16 protein-coding genes are annotated in these 19,061 nt (G+C 38.1%); 13 read left to right on the top strand and 3 right to left on the bottom strand.

All coding sequences use genetic code 11. From position 1 onward, the window contains the following. Positions 1-39 precede the first annotated feature (39 nt). The 8 genes from AB1279_RS05505 to pheA all read left to right on the top strand — a co-directional run bounded on the left by AB1279_RS05505 (position 40) and on the right by pheA (position 9,473). Positions 40-588 carry a Spo0B C-terminal domain-containing protein gene (locus tag AB1279_RS05505; RefSeq protein WP_429758110.1) on the top strand — a complete coding sequence of 183 codons (549 nt, stop codon included), beginning with the start codon at positions 40-42 and terminating at the stop codon, positions 586-588. Next, positions 588-1,874 (top strand): GTPase ObgE, encoded by a 1,287-nt coding sequence (gene obgE / locus AB1279_RS05510; protein WP_429753726.1) that lies wholly within the window; start codon positions 588-590, stop codon positions 1,872-1,874. Before AB1279_RS05505 ends, obgE begins: the two co-directional genes overlap by 1 nt. A gap of 149 nt (positions 1,875-2,023) precedes the next feature. Continuing rightward, positions 2,024-2,731 (top strand): winged helix-turn-helix domain-containing protein, encoded by a 708-nt coding sequence (locus tag AB1279_RS05515; RefSeq protein ID WP_429753727.1) that lies wholly within the window; start codon positions 2,024-2,026, stop codon positions 2,729-2,731. Next, positions 2,721-3,803 carry a sensor histidine kinase gene (locus tag AB1279_RS05520; protein ID WP_429753728.1) on the top strand — a complete coding sequence of 361 codons (1,083 nt, stop codon included), beginning with the start codon at positions 2,721-2,723 and terminating at the stop codon, positions 3,801-3,803. The genes AB1279_RS05515 and AB1279_RS05520 overlap by 11 nt, the downstream gene beginning before the upstream one ends. A gap of 93 nt (positions 3,804-3,896) precedes the next feature. Beyond that, positions 3,897-4,673, top strand: coding sequence for an ABC transporter ATP-binding protein (locus AB1279_RS05525; RefSeq protein WP_098914034.1), 777 nt, complete (start codon positions 3,897-3,899; stop codon positions 4,671-4,673). Then, on the top strand, positions 4,648-6,561 hold the full coding sequence (locus tag AB1279_RS05530) for an ABC transporter permease (protein WP_429758111.1): 1,914 nt from the start codon (positions 4,648-4,650) through the stop codon (positions 6,559-6,561). The genes AB1279_RS05525 and AB1279_RS05530 overlap by 26 nt, the downstream gene beginning before the upstream one ends. Before the next feature lie 47 nt (positions 6,562-6,608). Beyond that, complete coding sequence (locus tag AB1279_RS05535; protein ID WP_429758112.1) at positions 6,609-8,522, top strand: FtsX-like permease family protein; 1,914 nt, start codon at positions 6,609-6,611, stop codon at positions 8,520-8,522. Between the two features lie 96 nt (positions 8,523-8,618). After that, a complete protein-coding gene (pheA, locus tag AB1279_RS05540) occupies positions 8,619-9,473 on the top strand; it encodes a prephenate dehydratase (RefSeq protein ID WP_429753732.1) in 855 nt (284 codons plus the stop codon). A gap of 35 nt (positions 9,474-9,508) precedes the next feature. On the opposite strand, the gene AB1279_RS05545 is transcribed toward pheA, so the two are convergent. From AB1279_RS05545 to AB1279_RS05555, 3 genes are all read right to left on the bottom strand, one after another. After that, positions 9,509-10,156, bottom strand: a complete 648-nt coding sequence (locus tag AB1279_RS05545; RefSeq protein ID WP_429753733.1) for an MOSC domain-containing protein — start codon at positions 10,154-10,156, stop codon at positions 9,509-9,511. 92 nt (positions 10,157-10,248) lie between these two features. Beyond that, the gene (locus AB1279_RS05550) at positions 10,249-10,794 is read right to left on the bottom strand and encodes a transcription repressor NadR (RefSeq protein ID WP_429753734.1); all 546 of its coding nucleotides are present in this window, start codon (positions 10,792-10,794) and stop codon (positions 10,249-10,251) included. Then, the gene (locus AB1279_RS05555; protein ID WP_429758113.1) at positions 10,791-11,933 is read right to left on the bottom strand and encodes an IscS subfamily cysteine desulfurase; all 1,143 of its coding nucleotides are present in this window, start codon (positions 11,931-11,933) and stop codon (positions 10,791-10,793) included. The genes AB1279_RS05550 and AB1279_RS05555 overlap by 4 nt, the downstream gene beginning before the upstream one ends. 124 nt (positions 11,934-12,057) lie before the next feature. On the opposite strand from AB1279_RS05555, the gene nadB reads away from it, so the two are divergent. The 5 genes from nadB (at position 12,058) to nadE (ending at position 18,966) form a co-directional block, all read left to right on the top strand. Next, positions 12,058-13,584: an L-aspartate oxidase gene (nadB, locus tag AB1279_RS05560; protein ID WP_429758114.1), complete on the top strand. Its 1,527-nt coding sequence runs from the start codon at positions 12,058-12,060 to the stop codon at positions 13,582-13,584. A gap of 20 nt (positions 13,585-13,604) precedes the next feature. Next, complete coding sequence (gene nadC / locus AB1279_RS05565; RefSeq protein WP_429753737.1) at positions 13,605-14,438, top strand: carboxylating nicotinate-nucleotide diphosphorylase; 834 nt, start codon at positions 13,605-13,607, stop codon at positions 14,436-14,438. 30 nt (positions 14,439-14,468) lie between these two features. Further along, the gene (gene nadA / locus AB1279_RS05570) at positions 14,469-15,575 is read left to right on the top strand and encodes a quinolinate synthase NadA (protein WP_429753738.1); all 1,107 of its coding nucleotides are present in this window, start codon (positions 14,469-14,471) and stop codon (positions 15,573-15,575) included. A gap of 399 nt (positions 15,576-15,974) precedes the next feature. Continuing rightward, positions 15,975-18,092, top strand: a complete 2,118-nt coding sequence (safA, locus tag AB1279_RS05575) for a SafA/ExsA family spore coat assembly protein (protein WP_429758115.1) — start codon at positions 15,975-15,977, stop codon at positions 18,090-18,092. Between the two features lie 133 nt (positions 18,093-18,225). Then, positions 18,226-18,966: an NAD(+) synthase gene (gene nadE / locus AB1279_RS05580; protein WP_429753740.1), complete on the top strand. Its 741-nt coding sequence runs from the start codon at positions 18,226-18,228 to the stop codon at positions 18,964-18,966. Positions 18,967-19,061: the final 95 nt, after the last annotated feature.

Below are 19,061 nucleotides of genomic sequence, written 5' to 3' on the forward strand. Positions count from 1 at the left end.
GTGCAGGTTAGAGTTTTTCTATATTAAAGGGGTATATGGATGAAGGAAAAATGGACAATTATAGATGCGCTGCGCCATTCGAGACATGATTGGCTCAATCGTATGCAGATGATTAAAGGAAATCTTTCGCTTGGAAGAGTGGAAGAAATTCATGGGCTCATCGATCGTTTTGTCCAAGAAGCGAGACAAGAATCGAATCTGATTGGGCTTTCTATGCCCAAGTTTTCAGAATGGATTTTAACATATAATTGGAAGCAGCACCCGTGCTTGTTGGAGTACGAAGTATTAGGAAAGATACATAATTTATCACATCTAGATGAGAGTGTTTCTATATGGACGGCTCAATTTTTCCGAATGCTTGAGCATAGTTTAGACGTTTATGTTGAAAATTATGTTTGTATCACAGTTGAATGTGACGATGAGGATGCTCGTTTCTTTTTTGATTTTCGTGGCAAGCTAACAGATGTACAAGAAATACAAGAATGGCTTGCTCATCAGCATAATAAATGGTTTTCCATTTCTTATACAGTACGAGATGAAGAAATTTCGGTCATATTACAAATACTAGAAAAAAGTGTGGTGAAATAATGTTTGTAGATCAGGTCAAGATATATGTAAAAGGCGGCGACGGTGGAAACGGAATGGTTGCATATCGTCGTGAGAAATATGTTCCAAAAGGTGGCCCAGCAGGCGGTGATGGTGGTAAAGGTGCCGATGTTGTTTTCGTTGTAGACGAAGGATTACGTACATTAATGGATTTCCGCTATCAGCGTCACTTTAAAGCAGATCGCGGTCAACATGGAATGAGTAAAAACCAACATGGCCGTAAAGCGGATGATTTAATTGTAAAGGTTCCGCCGGGAACAGTTGTAAAAGATGAAGCTACTGGTCAAATTCTTGCGGATTTAGTAACGCATGAGCAATCAGCAGTTATCGCAAAAGGTGGCCGTGGTGGTCGCGGGAACTCACGTTTTGCGACGCCAACGAACCCAGCTCCAGAAATCGCTGAGAACGGGGAGCCAGGTCAAGAGCGTGAAGTAGTACTAGAATTAAAAGTGTTAGCTGATGTTGGACTTGTTGGTTTCCCAAGCGTTGGTAAATCAACATTATTGTCTGTTGTATCATCAGCACGTCCGAAAATTGCCGAATACCACTTTACAACAATTGTTCCAAACCTTGGAGTAGTTGAAACAGGTGATGGCCGCAGCTTTGTTATGGCAGACCTTCCAGGATTGATTGAAGGTGCACACGCAGGTGTTGGACTTGGACATCAATTTTTACGTCATATTGAACGTACACGCGTTATCATTCATGTGATTGATATGTCTGGTTTAGAAGGACGCGATCCATATGAGGATTACGTAACGATTAATAACGAGTTAAAAGAATATAATCTGCGTCTAACAGAGCGTCCACAAGTTGTTGTTGCGAACAAAATGGATATGCCAGATGCAGAAGAAAATTTACAAGCGTTCAAAGAAAAAGTGGGAGATGAAGTGAAAATCTTCCCTATTTCTGCGGTAACGCGTCAAGGTGTTCGTGATTTACTATTTGAAGTAGCAAATCTAATAGAAACAACACCAGAATTCCCAGTGCATGAAGTAATCAGTGAATCAGATGCAAGTGTAATGTATAAATTTGAGGCTGAAGGTTCTAATTTTGAGATTACACGTGAAAGCGATGGTACATTTGTCATTTCTGGTTATGACATTGAGAAAACATTCAAGATGACAGACTTTACTCGTGATGAATCTGTGCGCCGATTCGCTCGTCAAATGCGCGGTATGGGCATTGATGAAGCACTTCGCGCGCGCGGTGCAAAAGACGGCGATATTGTAAAAATTCTTGAATATGAATTTGAATTTATCGACTAAAGACTGCCGAAATACGGCAGTCTTTTTTATTTGCCAAAGTAAAAAAATCTCCTCAAATGGAAATTTACCCTTATAATGGAAAATGGGTAGATGTAAGGCACGTAGTAATTGTACCTTCATTTGCTTTTAAAAAGGGAGTGGGGAATTGTATGTATAAAATATTAATTGTAGAAGATGATCTGAAAATTTCTGATATTTTAGAAGGGCATCTAGGGAAATACGGTTATCAGTCATTTCGCGTGCAAGATTTTCGTCATATAAAAGATGAATTTGCAAAAGTGAACCCTCATTTAGTTTTACTTGATATTAATTTACCATACTTTGACGGCTTTTATTGGTGCCGTCAAATTCGTACTATTTCTAATGCACCGATTATTTTCGTTTCTGCACGGACAGGAGAAATGGATCAAGTGATGGCAATTGAAAATGGTGGAGATGATTACATTACGAAGCCATTTCATTTAGATATTGTCATGGCAAAAGTAAAAAGTGCACTGCGCCGTGTGTATGGTGAATATGCTTCTGGGGCGGAAAGTGATTACTTTGGAGTCAGTGGGTTACTTTTATTTCCAGCACAGCATATGGTAGAGTGGCAAGAAAAGCAAGTGGAGCTTACAAAAAATGAGTATTATTTATTAGAATGCTTAATGAAGCAAGCGGATCAATATGTAACGAGAGAAGAATTATTAGAAGCGTTATGGGATGAAATTGCTTTTGTTGATGACAATACCTTAACTGTAAATGTAAAGCGTGTTCGTAAAAAGTTAGAGGAGATTGGTATTAGCGATGCAATTGTTACGAAACGGGGCTATGGATATGCGCTCCTAACGAACTGGGTGAATGAACATGAATCTTAAAAAGTATGTGATGGACCGCACCGCATTGCTTGTTTCTTACATCATGAGTGTGGTTCTATTTGGTCTTGTCTTGCAGCTGCAAGCTTTTTTGCAGAAACAATCTATAAATTGGACTACCTGGCTATATGGATTTTTATTATCAATCGTCGTTTTTGCTTGCTTTCTTATGTATGATTACCGGAAAAGACAAGTTTTCTTGCAAAAAGTAGAGCATTATATTGCAGAGGGACACGAGTTGCATCATTCTTTATCAATCAGTTCGTCATATTCATACGAACAAGAAACGATTGTAGAAGCCTTTTCTCTCCTAAGACAACAATACATGAATGAAGTGCATGAACAACAAGCAAAAGGAGAGCAGCAAACGATCTTTATGAACCAGTGGATTCATCAAATGAAAACGCCGGTATCTGTCATTGAACTATTGCTGCAAAAACTTGGACAAACGCACCGCGAAGCAAGAGATACGATTGAAAGTATTCGTGAAGAAAATAATCGTATTTTACAGGGGTTAGAGTTAGCACTTCATATGGCACGCCTCGAACAGTTTGGGAAAGATTATAAAATAGAAGAAGTTAATGTGGTGGATATTGTTCGTGATAGTATTAACCAGCATAAAAAAGCATTTATTCAATCTTCTGTATATCCGAAAGTTATCTTTCGTAAAGAGCAGTATATGGTAGCTTCAGACCAAAAATGGCTTAGTATTGCGATCAATCAAATTGTGATGAATGCACTGAAGTATACAAGAATTACAGAAAAAGAGAAAAAAGAAATTGCATTTCAGATAGAAGAAACAGACAGTGTCATTACATTACATATTCGTGATAGCGGAATAGGGATTCCAAAACAAGATATAAAGCGAATTTTTGAACCGTTTTTTACAGGAGTCAATGGACGGAAAACAAGAGAAGCGACAGGAATGGGATTGTATATTACAAAACAAATTTGTGAGCATCTTAGTCATGGAATTTCTGTACAATCGATAGAGAATGAGGGGACAACATTTACGTTCCAGTTCTCGAAAGATAAAGGATATCATCAAATGATGAGGAAAATGACAAAATTGTAAGATAACAAACCGTTTTGTAAGGGAAATCACTCGTTACTTTTCCTCGTTTTTTCTATAGTAAAAGTAAGAAGAAAATACATAGGGGGATGTAAAATGAGTGTTCTTGAAGTAAAAGGTTTAACAAAAGTATATCAATCAAAAGGTTCGGTAACGACAACAGCACTAAATAATATTAACTTTAAAATAGAAGAAGGTGAATTTGTCGGTATTATGGGACCATCAGGAAGCGGGAAAACAACGCTTCTAAATCTACTAGCGACAATTGATAAGCCAACATCTGGCCATGTATATATGAATGGTGAAGAAATTAGTCAAATGCGTGCTGCAAAACTTGCAGCGTTTCGCCGTACACACTTAGGGTTTATTTTCCAAGATTTCAACTTACTTGATACGTTATCCATTAAGGAAAATATCATTTTGCCACTTGTAATGGCAAATCGTCCTGTGAAAGAAATTGATGCGAAAGTATTAGAAATTGCAAAGTTTCTAAACATAGAGGGAATTTTACATAAAAAAGTGTACGAAGTATCAGGCGGTCAGCAGCAACGTGCGGCAGCAGCACGGGCGATTATTCATCAGCCGACTTTAATTTTAGCTGATGAACCGACAGGAAACTTAGACTCCAAATCAGCGAAATCATTGATGGGTGCTCTGCAGGAACTTCATGAAGAAAAGAAAGTGACGATTGCAATGGTAACGCATGATCCTGTTGCGGCAAGCTATTGTGAACGTATTTTATTTATTCGTGACGGTGAAATTTTCTCAGAGATTCATAAGGGAGAAACAAAACAAGCCTTCTTCCAAGAAATATTAGACGTACTTGCGATGCTAGGGGGAGAGTACCATGAACTTTCGCCAGCTCGCGTTTAATAATGTCAAAGGAAATTGGCGTAATTATAAAGCGTTTTTAATTAGTAGTTGTCTATCGATTTTTGTGTTCTTTATGTATGCTTCGTTTATTTATCATCCAGATGTCGTGAATGGTAATATTAGTGAGAAAATGCGTGTTGAAAAAGGATTAGAGACATGTAATTATATTGTTATTTTATTTTCTGGGTTATTCATTTTATACTCCAACTCCATCTTTTTACGGGCTCGTAAAAAAGAGTTAGGGCTATTCACTTTAATTGGTGCGACAAAAGGACAATTAGGAAGAATGATTATGCTAGAGCAAATGATTCTTGGATGCATTTCAATTGTCAGTGGAATTGCTCTTGGTATGCTCGGTTTACCACTCTTTTTTAAAGCAGTAAGTGCTGTAATAGGAATTGAAAAAGCATTGCCATTTGTCTGGAATGGAAAAGCGATCGTAATCACTGCCGGTGTATATTTGATTCTCTTTTTCGTTTTATCATTATTTGGATTATGGGCGATATGGAGATTGCAAATTATTGATCTGCTTCGCGATGCAAGAAAACAAAGAGTCGAGCCGTTTTCGTTTACATGGTTATTTTTAGCCGGATTACTAAGTATTATCGTTGCTTACGTTCTTTGTTTTCAAGTAACGTTCATGAACCTTACGGTGTACTTCCTTCCAATTGTTGGTTTAACGATTATCGGAACCTATTTTTTATTCACACAAGGAAGCGTTGTTTTATTAAAAGCATTGCAAAAGAGAAAGTCACTTTTTTATAAGCAGCCGAATTTGTTTGTTATTAGTAACCTCGTTTATAAGATGAAAGATAACGCACGTTTTCTATTTGTTGTTTCGATCATCACAGCAATTGTTGCATCGGCAATGGGGACGTTATATGTCTTCTTTGAAGATATGAGTGCAAAAGTGGCGGAGCATACACCACATGCTATTTCCATTCAGGAAAAAGGGGTAAACTCTCATGAAGTGATGAAAGAAGAAACAATGCAAACGCTGCTCAAAAAACATAACTTTGAACAAGCGCGAAAAGTAACTGTAACCGAAGTGCCAGGAACATTTCATATGAAATTGATGAATGAAGATCGGGAATTCAATATGAGAATTATCTCTGCGAAAGAATTTAATACAGAAGCGAAAAAGCAACAACAGGAAGAGATACATAATCAGCCTGGAACTGGCACAATGGTTGTTTTGGATATGATGAATGAACTCATGAAATTTGATGCAACGAAGCCTTTTACATTTAAAGTACAAAATCAATCATATGAACTGAAGTTAAATAAGCCATATACAAAAGCGGTGTTTAATGCTGATAGTTTACTTGTTGTAAATGAGCAAGACTACGCCAAGTATGCAGCTGCTGTCCCAGATACAGAAAAGATGATGTATTACGGCTATTATATTAAGAACTGGAAAGATACGGAGGCTCTCGTGAAAGAATTGAAAGGTCACATCGCCGATGATAAAAAAGCAAATTTTGATAATTCTATTCTTATTTATCAAAGTGTAAAAGAAAATGGTGCGATTACGATGTTTATTGGTTTCTTCATAACAATATTGTTCTTCTTCTTTGCTTGCAGTATGACATACTTTAAGTGGTTTAATGATAAAGAACAAGATCGTATTCAATTTCATTCTTTAAAACGAATTGGTATGACGGATCAAGAAATTCGTAGAATTGCAGTTAGACAAATGGGAGCAATTTTCTTTATTCCGATTTTGATAGGTATTCTGCATAGTGGGTTTGCATTATATACGTTAGGGAACATGTTGTATTTAGACTTATGGAAGTCAGGAGCGGTTATTATTACAGCATACGTACTAGCATCCGCATTATATTTTGCCATTGCACAAAGAGGATATTTAAAGCACGTAAAAAGCTAGGACTTCCTAGCTTTTTACGTATGTAACGGGTTTTAGGGGGGAGAAAGGTGAAGTTTTATCAACTTACTTTTCAAAATGTTAGAGGGAATTGGCACAACTACAAAATATTTTTCTTAAGTAGTTGTTTTTCTGTATTTGCCTTTTTTATGTACACATCTATTATTTTGCATCCTTACATGAAAACGGGTGATTTGTATAAGGGGGTACAGTCGGGCCTTATTGTGTGTGATGTGATTGTAATTGCTTTTTCCATTATATTCATTCTTTATTCTAGTTCGATCTTTATACAATCCCGTAAAAAAGAATTTGGGCTATTTATATTAATGGGAGCTACGAAAGTAAATGTCATATGTATGATGATAATGGAGCAACTTGCAGTTGGGCTCATTGCGAGCTTTGCCGGGATAGGGATAGGTCTGCTATTTTTAAAGTTATTTTTTATGATTTTTAGTTTATTGCTTAATATGCCGGATCAATTGTCGTTTATTTTTAGTTTAAAAGCTGTTGTTATAACGATTATCACATACGTCACTATGTTTCTCCTTTTATCAATTTTTAGTGCACTACGTATATGGAAAATCGAAATCATTCATTTATTAAAGGAAATTCAGGAAGGAAAGAAGGAAACAAAAAGTAAGAAGTGGCTTTGGTGGTTCGGTTTCGTCTGTATAGGAATTGGCTATGGTTTAACAACAAAAGTGACGATGATGAATATTGCTTTGTATTTTATACCTGTTTCCATTTTAACGACAATTGGTACATATTTTGTATGCACACATGGTACGATTCAAGTATTACAAAGGATTAAAAATAGAAAGAGTGTGATGTATCAATATCCGTATTTATTCGTTGTCAATCAGTTGTTACATACAGTAAAAGATAATCGACGTTTTTTCTTTATTTTATCTATGTTAACAACGATAGTAGTAACAGCTACAGGTTCAGTCTATTTATTTTTTTTAAGTATGAAAGAACAACTTCGTTACAATCAGCCTCATGCTTTCTCATATGTTGAAAAAGGAATTGGTTCTAAGGAAGTAATGGAGAAAGAAACGGTTGAAAATCTGTTTCGTAAGCACGGTGTCAATGATTTTCGTTATGCAACGTTTGTTGGAATCCCGGTAACATTTCAGTTAGATTCTAATAAAGAGTCTTATGCAACTGTGATTAGCGAAGATGAGTATAATAGAGAAGCAAACAGGCAGTCGAAGCAGCTGGTGCATCCGAAAGAAGGAACCGTAACATTTGTTTATTATGGTAATTATGATGTTCCGCCTCGGCATCATAAGAAGTATATAAATTTTAAAGCGCTAGGAGAAATATATCAATTTGCATATAACGGAGCATATGAAGGAAATGTATTTAATACGGATAGTAGTCAGCGTAGCGGCAGATTTCTCGTTATGCATAATCAAGATTTTCAAAAGCTTTCTCGTCAAGTTCCTGACCATGAAAAATATGTATATAGCGGATATGAATTAAGAAATTGGGAGAATAGAGAAAAATTAGGTGAAGAATTACAAGCTCACATTTCAAAAGGGAAAGAAGCAGTAACACGTAATAATGTATATATATATAAGGCGATGAAAGACGGAGGGAATCTTATATTATTTATCGGTTCATTTATTAGTGTACTCTTTTTTCTTGCATCCTGTAGCACAGTTTATTTTAAATGGTTTCATAATATTGAATATGACCGCATGCAATATCAAGCTCTTTTAAAAATAGGGATGACAAAGCAAGAAATATATAAGATTTCACGTTGGCAACTAGGGGTTCTATTCTTTTTCCCCGTTTTATTAGGAAGTATACATAGTGCAGTTGCCTTGCATACGTACTATGTTGCCTTTTTTTTATCTAAATCATTTGGACTCGTTTTAGAGGTCATTGCAGTTTATCTCATCGCGTGTATACTCTATTTCTTCTTTGCACAAAAAGAATATATGAAACATATAGGCTAGCTCTTGCTAGTCTTTTTGTTTTAATATTCTAAAAATAGGTAGAAGAATATAGATGTTTATGGTATAACAGTAAGAAAACGAAAAAGAGGGGAAAAGATGACGATTCGAGTTGGCTATTTAGGACCAGAAGCAACATTTACAAATATGGCGGTGAGTCGCTTCTTTCCTGAGGCTGAACATGTACCATATCGAACGATTCCAGATTGTATAGATGCAGCAGCAAATGATGTTGTAGACTTTGCCGTTGTACCGCTGGAAAATGCGATTGAAGGCTCAGTAAATATTACGATTGATTATCTTGTACATGAGCAAACGTTGCCAATCGTTGGCGAAATTACAGTACCTGTTCAGCAACATTTGCTCGTTCATCCGCAGCATGCACAAGTATGGAAAGACGTATATGCAGTACATTCTCATCCACATGCAATTGCACAGTGTCATAAGTTTTTAAATCAAGAATTAAAAGGTGTGACGGTGCGTGATATGACATCAACAAGCGCTGCCGCGCAGTTTGTAATGGAACATCCAGAAGAAAAAATTGCGGCAATTGCAAATGAGGCTGCAGCTGAAAAATATGGATTATCTATTGTCGAGCGTGATATTCATACGCATAAAAATAATCATACGCGTTTTCTCGTATTGCATAAGAACGAACAAGTTGAATTACCGAGAAATGGGGAGCGCCGCGGGACGAAAACAACGCTTATGGTAACGTTACCTTCAGACTATGCAGGCGCGTTATATCAAGTGTTATCCGCATTTGCATGGAGAAAATTAAACCTTTCCAAAATTGAGTCTCGTCCGATGAAAACAGGCCTCGGCAATTATTTTTTCTTAATTGATGTGGAGAAAGAGTATGATGATGTCCTGCTTCCAGGAGTGAGAATGGAGTTAGAAGCACTTGGCTTTTCTGTCACATTACTTGGGAGCTATTCCTCTTATTGGGTGTGAAAAAGAAAATCCCATTGCGCATGCAGTGGGATTTTCTATGTTAATTTTTCAAGCCGTGAGGTCAATGATTTTCGCCAATCTTCTGCGAGTTCGGGAACTGCGATAATCTTTTCCATGCCATCTACATCTTTTTGTCCTCGGAAATAGACTTCGTTCGCAAATAAAATGGAAACTTGCTGTGGCTGACGTTCGAGTAATGTAACTTGTGAATCTTTACGAACCGTTCCTTCTTGCAAAACGCGGCATAAATATCCAGTATAGCCAGTTTCGACAATGCGAGGTAAAATACCAGAAATGCCGAGTCGTTTCGAAATTGTACTACATGGGATTCTTCCTTGCGTTACTTGAACAATTGCATCTCCAAGCTGATAAATGTCACCAATACAAACGTCCTGCTCTAACATATTTGTAACTGTTACATTTTCTCCGAATGCAGATGTAGGAAGTGATGTATGAAACTCGTTTTCCCACAGCTGATAATGTTCGTAAGGGTAGACACAAACGGCACGATCAGGCCCTCCGTGAAAACGTAAGTCCGCAACACCGTCTCCTTGAAAGCCATCTTTTGATAAAAAAGCATCCTCAACAAGCTGTTTACATATGCCGGTTGTCATTTCTTTATCTTCTGCATATTGGATTGTTTTTGGTTTTCCGATGCTAAAGTGAATGAGTTCGATTCCCATATATTTTCTCCCTTCCCATCATTTTTTTCTATTGTAGCATGGATAAAAACAAAAAAATGCACAGAGATAGTAAAAATTCTCTGTGCGTTTTTTTAATGAACAAGAAATCCAGCTCGGTCTAATGCCTCACAAGCTGCATTTAACTTTTCAATAGAATCTGCTTCAATTGTATGCAAATGAATTCCATCTGTAAGTTGAGATAAATAAGTCGCTTTTGTTTCTTCAATTTTTTTTAAATACTGTTCGAGTTCAAATCGATTACTTACTAGAATTAAAGCAGTTAAATCTCCGTATACTGGATGTTCCACTTTTACATCTTTAATTGTAACTCCATGGTCAACGAGTAGAGTAAGCTCCTGGCGTACTTGTGATGGCTGATGATTGGAAACGATAATGCGCTCGAATGTAGTATGTTGTTTTTCTGACGGTCTTAAATATAAATATCCTTGCGCTGTTGCAATAATAGGTTCATTTCGGGCTTTTAATAAAGAAATATCTTGTACGATGACCTGACGGCTTACGTTTGTTTTCTTTGCTAATTCACTGCCGGACAATGGTTTACTTGCGGCGAGAAGCCATTCTAAAATGAGCTGTCTCCTTTCCTCTCCTAAAATCTTTTTTTGTTTATTTTGACTCATTTACTATTAACACCTCTATTAAATTGATTTCCGATTGCTATAAGTGCATGGATTGTTGCATCAATATGTTCTGTTGTTGTTTGATGTCCAAATGAAAAGCGGACATACTGCTTTGCTTCTTCATGTTCTTTTCCAATCGCAAGCATTGTTTTAGAAGGCTCCTGTTTTCCGATTTGACAAGCGCTTCCTGTTGAAATAGCAATGCCGCGGCGATTGCACTCTAGCATTGTATACTGGCCTTCTATTCCTTTTATTGTAACCCCAATGATATGTGGTAAACAAGAAGTAGAATGGCCTTCAAGTTGTATTTCGTGTGAAATGGCTTGTAATTGCTGGATAAAGTATGCTCGTAATTCTTGTAAACGAGTTACTTCCACTTGTTGATTCTTTACCATGTGCTGTGCTGCTGTAATAAACGAAGCAATGCCAGGGACATTCACGGTGCCGGGACGAAATCCTTTTTCATGAGAGGTGCCAGGAAATACTTGCCCCCAACGAACTTGTGGATTTATATAGCATGCTCCTACCCCTTTTGGACCGTAAATTTTATGAGCAGAAACAGAGAGACTATCAATGTTCATCTTAGTCACATCGATTGGTATTTTCCCAAATGTCTGCACGCAATCTGTATGAAATAAGACGTTACGTTTTTGAAGAATGGCCCCAATTTCAGCAATTGGTTGCAGCGTTCCAATTTCAGAGTTTCCATGTTGTATGCTCGCAAGTACAGTGTGTTCTGTAATAGAACGTTCGAGTGCATCAAGTTGAATCATGCCAAAGCGATCTACAGGGATTTCAGTAATTTCATAGCCCTGCTCTTGAAGAAGGTGAAAGTAATTTCGGATAGATGCATGTTCCATAGGTGTTGTAATGATATGCTTTCCGTCTCGAGCATTTAGTAATGATTGAATCGCGAGATAGTTGGACTCTGATCCGCCGCTCGTAAAAAAGACCCCTTGTTCTTTCCCGCTAATCATCGTAGCAAATGCTTGGCGGCAAGACTGTAATAATGAGGAGGCGGTACCGCCAATATCATGTAAGCTTTGTTCATTTCCGAAATAATGTTCAGCGGCTTTTGTATACGTCTCTAGCGCTTCTTTACTCATCGGTGTTGTTGCAGCATAATCCATATATATCATAGAGCATAGCCCTTTCTTTATAAGATTTTCTTATCATTTTATAAAAAGCTCTTGTTATTATTTTAAATATATGTAAATATAGGTGTCAAGACAGTTGAAAAGTGTAAAGTAGGGGGCAATGAAAATGCCAAATGCAGATGTCTTAATTATCGGAAGCGGGGTTGCAGCGCTGCGCGTTGCGCAAACAATTTGTCACGAAAAGAATGTGATTATTATCACAAAGAAAACAGGGCGAAATAACAATACAAATTTGGCGCAAGGCGGGATTGCAGCAGCAGTTGCTTCATACGATCATCCAGATGATCACTATGAAGATACGCTTACAGCAGGATGTCATTATAACAATAGGAAAGCTGTTCGTTACTTAGTAGAGCAAGGGCCAAGAGAAATGAAAACCTTACTAGATAACGGTATGCGCTTTGACGGTGATGAGCAAGGATTACATCTTGGAAAAGAAGGTGCGCATCGAAAACGACGTATTTTACATGCGGGCGGGGATGCGACCGGGAAAAATTTGCTAGAGCATCTTGCAGAGCAAGTACTTCCATATGTGACAGTTGTTGAACAAGAAATGGTCTTGGATTTTATAATAGAGAATCAAACTTGTCATGGTGTTGTTGCACGTGATAGTAAAGGAAATATACAAAAATATTACGCACAGTGTGTCGTACTGGCATCAGGTGGTATTGGCGGAGTGTATGCATTCACTTCCAATGATTGTACGGTTACAGGCGATGGGGTAGCGATGGTATATAGAGCTGGAGGAAAACTTGTTGATTTAGAATTTGTACAGTTTCATCCAACGATGCTATATGTAAATGGGGATTGCTGCGGTCTTGTGTCAGAAGCGGTGCGCGGAGAAGGTGCTATTCTTCGAAACGCAAAAGGAGAGCGGTTTATGACGCATATTCATGAACAACAAGACCTTGCACCGCGTGATGTAGTCGCGCGTGCCATTCATGAACAAATGTTAGCTGGTGAAATGGTGTACTTAGATATCTCATCTATTTCAAACTTTGAAGAGCGTTTTCCAACTGTTTCTTTTTTATGTAAAAAGAATGGCGTTAACATGGAAAATAAGTATATTCCAGTTGTACCAGGTGCTCATTTTCATATGGGCGGTGTAAAAACAAATTGTAACGGGGAAACATCGATCAATCGTTTATATGCAGTGGGTGAAGTTGCATGTAATGGTGTACATGGTGCGAACCGCCTTGCGAGTAATTCGTTATTAGAAGGCCTTGTATTTGGAAAACGTGTAGGGGAACACATTTTAGCAAATATTGAGCCGCAAATCGTGAATAGCGATGGAGCAGTACAAGGTGAGTTACCGCACATACAGTTGCCGCGAAAAGAAGAAATACAAGAGCTGATGATGAAATACGTTGGGATTGTACGCACGGAAGAAGGTTTATCGTATGCGAAGCGATGGCTAGAGCAGTATGGAACATATAGTAAAATGCTTCCATATGAAGACCTTACAAATGAAGATATAACAATTATTAATATGCTAACTGTTTGCCAGTTACTAACAAAAGCTGCACTGCAAAGAAAAGAGAGTATTGGCGGTCATTATCGCAGTGATTTTCCAAAGCGTAGTAACGGGACGTGCGAAATTGTAATGAAAAAGAATATGTTGCAATTCGCTTAACGAAGGGAAAGAGGGGTTCTATGAATACATTAAAAGTAAAAGAGGCATTGAAACAATTTTTTCTAGAAGATATTGGGGAGCGAGATGTAACATCGCAGCTTATTTTTCCAAACGACTTGCAAGCGCGGGGAACGTTTCTTGTAAAAGATACGGGTGTTTTTGCAGGAGTTGATGTGATTAAGGAAGGTTTTACATTATTAGATAATCGTATTGAAGTTACACTCCATGCAAAAGACGGAGATATGGTGAAAAACGGAGATATCCTTGCTACTGTACAAGGACCGATTGCTTCTTTATTAACAGCTGAACGTGTTGTGTTAAATGTAATTCAGCGCATGAGCGGCGTAGCAACAATGACAAGAAAGGCAGTTACTGCACTCGGAAGCGATCATACACGCATTTGTGATACGAGAAAAACAATGCCAGGGCTTCGTATGTTTGATAAACATGCCGTTGTATGCGGCGGCGGTTATAATCATCGCTTCGGATTATACGATGGTGTCATGATTAAAGATAACCATATTGCGTTCGCTGGCTCGATTACAAAAGCGGTAACAACAGTGAAAGAGCAGCTTGGACATATGGTAAAAGTAGAAGTGGAAACAGAAACGAAAGAACAAGTGCTAGAAGCAGTTGCTGCTGGAGCAGACATTATTATGTTTGATAATCGTACGCCAGAAGAAGTGAGCGAATATTGCAAGCTCGTACCAGGTGCAATTGTTACAGAGGCTTCAGGTGGGATTACGATTGAGAATTTGGCGGAGTATGGTCAAACAGGTGTGGATTACATTTCGTTAGGATTACTAACTCATTCTGTTAAAGCGTTAGATATTAGTTTCAACATTGAAGTGTGATTGAGAGAAGGGAAGAGGGGGACTTCACAGATGAGTATTTTAGAAACAGTGCAACCGATTGAAACGATGTTGCCAGATCGTTATCAAACAATGTCAATAGAAGAAATGGAAGAGCGTGTGCGTGAAATTAAAGAGAAGCTAGGAGAAAAGCTTTTTATTCCGGGGCATCATTATCAAAAAGATGAGGTTGTTCAATTTTCAGATTCAACGGGAGATTCCTTGCAGCTTGCACAAGTAGCTGCACGCAACAAAGAAGCGAAATATATTGTGTTTTGCGGTGTTCACTTTATGGCCGAAACAGCTGATATGCTAACAACAGATGAACAAATTGTCATTCTTCCTGATATGCGAGCTGGATGCTCTATGGCTGATATGGCTGATATCGAACAAACAGAGCGAGCTTGGAAAGAGTTACAGCAATTATTTGGAGATACGATGCTTCCGTTAACATATGTAAACTCAACTGCTGCAATTAAAGCATTTTGCGGCCGAAATGGCGGTGCAACTGTTACATCTTCTAATGCGAAAGAAATGGTGAAATGGGCATTTACACAAAAAGAGCGTATTTTATTTTTACCAGATCAACATTTAGGACGTAATACAGCATATGACCTTGGGGTACCTTTAGAAAAAATGGCGGTTTGGGATCCACACACAGATTCATTAGAATATGATGGGAATGTAGAAGACGTTCAGGTTATTTTATGGAAAGGGCACTGTTCCGTCCATCAAAATTTCACTGTGAAGAATATTGAAAGTGTAAGAAAAAATCATCCAGATATGAACATTATTGTTCACCCAGAATGTTGTTATGAAGTTGTTGCAGCTTCTGATTATGCAGGTTCAACAAAATATATTATTGATATGATTGAAAAAGCTCCGTCTGGAAGTAAGTGGGCAATCGGTACAGAAATGAACTTAGTTAATCGTATTATTCAACAGCATCCAGATAAAGAAATTATTTCATTAAATCCATTTATGTGTCCATGCTTAACGATGAACCGTATTGATTTACCACATTTACTATGGGCGCTTGAAGCAATCGAGCGCGGCGAGCATGTAAATGTAATTCAAGTAGATAAAAAAATAACAGAAGAAGCGGTACTTGCGCTAAACAGAATGTTAGAGCGAGCATAGAAGCGACGGATTTCCGTTGCTTTTTCTTTTGTACATAATTCTGCTTTCGTGAGCATACATTGTGTTGAAGCAATCATTGTGTTAATATTCGTTTTTATCTCGCTATTCGTGGACAGTAAGCTCCTCACCTCAAGATTCAGAGAAAAGCATTGTCCAGCTCTAGTGGCTAGAATCTCCGGTCGTTTCGCCCTTCGGACGAGGCAAAAAGCGCCTCTTTGCCTTAGGCGCGGGCGTCCTGCGATTCTGAACGAGCCGCTTCCGCTTTTCTTAGGAAGATAGGTGGGGATAGCTGTCTGTAAAAGCCCGATTGGTTCAACTAACCATTAGTGGGGATGAAGAAAAACTCTACTGATGGAAGTTTCACTTTATTATAGATAAGTTATACAGGAGGGGGAAAATTTGAAAATTCATATCGTGCAAAAAGGGGATACCCTTTGGAAAATTGCGAAAAAGTACGGGGTGGATTTTGAAACATTAAAAGCAGCGAATACACAGCTCAGTAATCCAGATTTAATTATGCCTGGCATGAAAATTAAAGTACCATCTAACAGTGTTCCGATTAAAAAAAATCCAGGTGCTGGTTCAGTCCCTCCAAAAGAATATGTAAAAGAAGTGCAGCAAAAAGAATTTCCTGTTGCACCTAAACCTCTTGGTATAGAAGAAGAGGAGGAGGTCTCACAAGCTGGACCAATTACAGAAAAACCAGCAGCGCAAAAACCGCAGAAGGAAATGCAGGTAAAACCACAAAAAGAAGTACAAAAGGAACAACCTATCCAAAAAGAGCAGCCTATACAAAAGGAACAACCTATCCAAAAAGAACAGCCTATCCAAAAAGAGAAACCAGTAGAAAAACTACCTGTTGTTGAGAAGCAACCGGTTGTTAGCAAAGTAGAAAAACAAAAAGAGAGCACAAAATTTTCCGTGAACATTTTACCACAGCCGCCGCAACCACCGGTAAAAGCGAAAAAAGAGTATAAAATTGCAGATATTATAAAAAAAGGTAACGATTTAATTGCTCCGCAAGTAAATAAAATGAAAGGAAGTAATGTTGTCGCACCAGGAGTGAAGAAAGAAAATATAAGTAACGTCATCGCGCCAGAAGTGAAGAAAGAAAATATAAGTAATGTCATCGCACCAGAAGTAAAAAAAGAAAATGTAAGTAATGTCGTCGCACCACAAGTGACAAAAGAAAATGTAAGCAATGTCGTTGCACCGGAAGTTACAAAAGAAAATGTAAGCAATGTTGTCGCACCGCAGGTTACAAAAGAAATTCCACAAGTGCTCCCACCTAATGTTACGATGCCAATAATGGAAAATATCCATCCAAGTGTTATGCCAATAATGGAAAATATCCAAATGCCAAATGTGATGTCGATGATGGAAAGTAATCAAATGCCAAATGTGATGCCAATGACGGAAAATAGTCCAATGCCAAATGTGATGCCAATAACGGAAAATAGTCCAATGCCAAGTATGATGCCAATGATGGAAGGTAGCAATATGCCAAATATGATGCCGATGATGGAAGGTAGCAATATGCCAAATATGATGCCAATGATGGAAGGTAGCAATATGCCAAATATGATGCCGATGATGGAAGGTAGCAATATGCCAAATATGATGCCAATGATGGAAGGTAGCAATATGCCAAATATGATGCCGATGATGGAAGGTAGCAATATGCCAAATATGATGCCAATGATGGAAGGTAGCAATATGCCAAATATGATGCCGATGATGGAAGGTAGCAATATGCCAAATATGATGCCGATGATGGAAGGTAGCAATATGCCAAATATGATGCCGATGATGGAAAGTAGCAATATGCCAAATATGATGCCGATGATGGAAAGTAGCAATATGCCAAATATGATGCCGATGATGGAAAATAATCAAATGCCAAGTATGATGCCAATGATGGAAAGTAATCAAATGCCAAATGTGATGCCAATGATGGAAAGTAGCAATATGCCAAATATGATGCCGATGATGGAAAGTAGCCACATGCCAAATATGATGCCGATGATGGAAAGTAGCCACATGCCAAATATGATGCCGATGATGGAAAGTAATCAAATGCCACCATTTGCACCAATGCCGTATCCATACCCACCATCATACCCACAACAGATGCCATATCAATCACCATACCCACAGCCACACTATCAAATGCCATATCAACAAAATCCATACTACGGCATGCCGCCAATGCAAGGTATGCCGCCAATGCAGGGCATGCCACAATATGATATGCAATACACTTCTATGCCAAATCCAAATGTCGCACCTATAACAATGGATAATAATGCACCGCCAATTGCGCCAATACAAGAGGACTGTGGCTGTGATGATGAACCAAAATTGTATAGTCCACAGCCAGGTGTACCATATTTTCCACGTGAATCTTATCAACAAAATCCATATATTCCGTATACACCACAGCCTGGTACAATGTATTATCCACCAAATCCTCCTTCTGTATTTGGTACACCATATTCGGAAGAAGAGGAAAATTAAAAAGGGTGTCAAGGAGCCGTTCTTTTATACAGAACGGCTTTTTTTGTGAAAATCTGTTTGGAAATTCGGAAAAGATTAGATAATATAGTAAAATGAGTACAAATGAATCCTGCTGAGAAAGGAAGTAGCAGAAATGGAACAAAAAATTGAAAAACTCATTGAGTGGTTACAAACGAAAGTAAAAGAGGCAAATGTAAAAGGTCTTATTGTTGGGATTAGTGGCGGCATTGACTCTGCTGTTGTAACGCATTTAATTAAACGTGCATGTCCAAATGATTCTTTAGGCGTTATTATGCCTTGTAAAAGTAATCCAAAAGATCAAGAGGACGCATTAAAAGTTGTAGAAAGCTCTGGAATTGATCATTATATCGTTGATTTAACAGAGACACATAAAACATTATTTGGTGCAGTAGAAGAACAACTGAAGTCAAATGGAAAATGGGATGAAGAACGTGCGACATTAGGTGATGCAAATACACGTGCTCGTCTTCGTATGACAACATTATATGCTGTTGCAAACAATTTTGGCTACCTTGTTGTTGGGACAGATAATGCGGCAGAATGGCATACTGGATATTTCACAAAGTATGGCGATGGCGGTGTAGATTTAGTACCTCTTGTTCATTTCACAAAAGGTGAAGTACGAGAAATGGCAAAAGCATTAGGGGTGCCAGATGAAGTTATACATAAAGCACCAAGCGCAGGTCTTTGGGAAGGTCAAACGGATGAAAATGAAATGGGTACAACATATAACATGATTGACAAATATTTAAAAGGTGAGGAAGTTCCTGAAAAAGATCGTCTTATTATTGAGCGTCTTCATGCCCGTTCAGAGCATAAGCGTCATTTAGCAGCAGCACCTCCGAAATTTTAAGTAAAATACTGACAGTGTAAAAACCCCCTTTGTGACTCATTATAAGAGGGAGCTTTTCGAATGAAAAGTTCATTCTAACAGAGGGGGTTTTTGTA

It is taken from the genome of Bacillus sp. S14(2024) (genome assembly GCF_050473785.1).
In the GTDB taxonomy this organism is placed as follows: Bacteria; Bacillota; Bacilli; order Bacillales; family Bacillaceae_G; genus Bacillus_A; species Bacillus_A yunxiaonensis.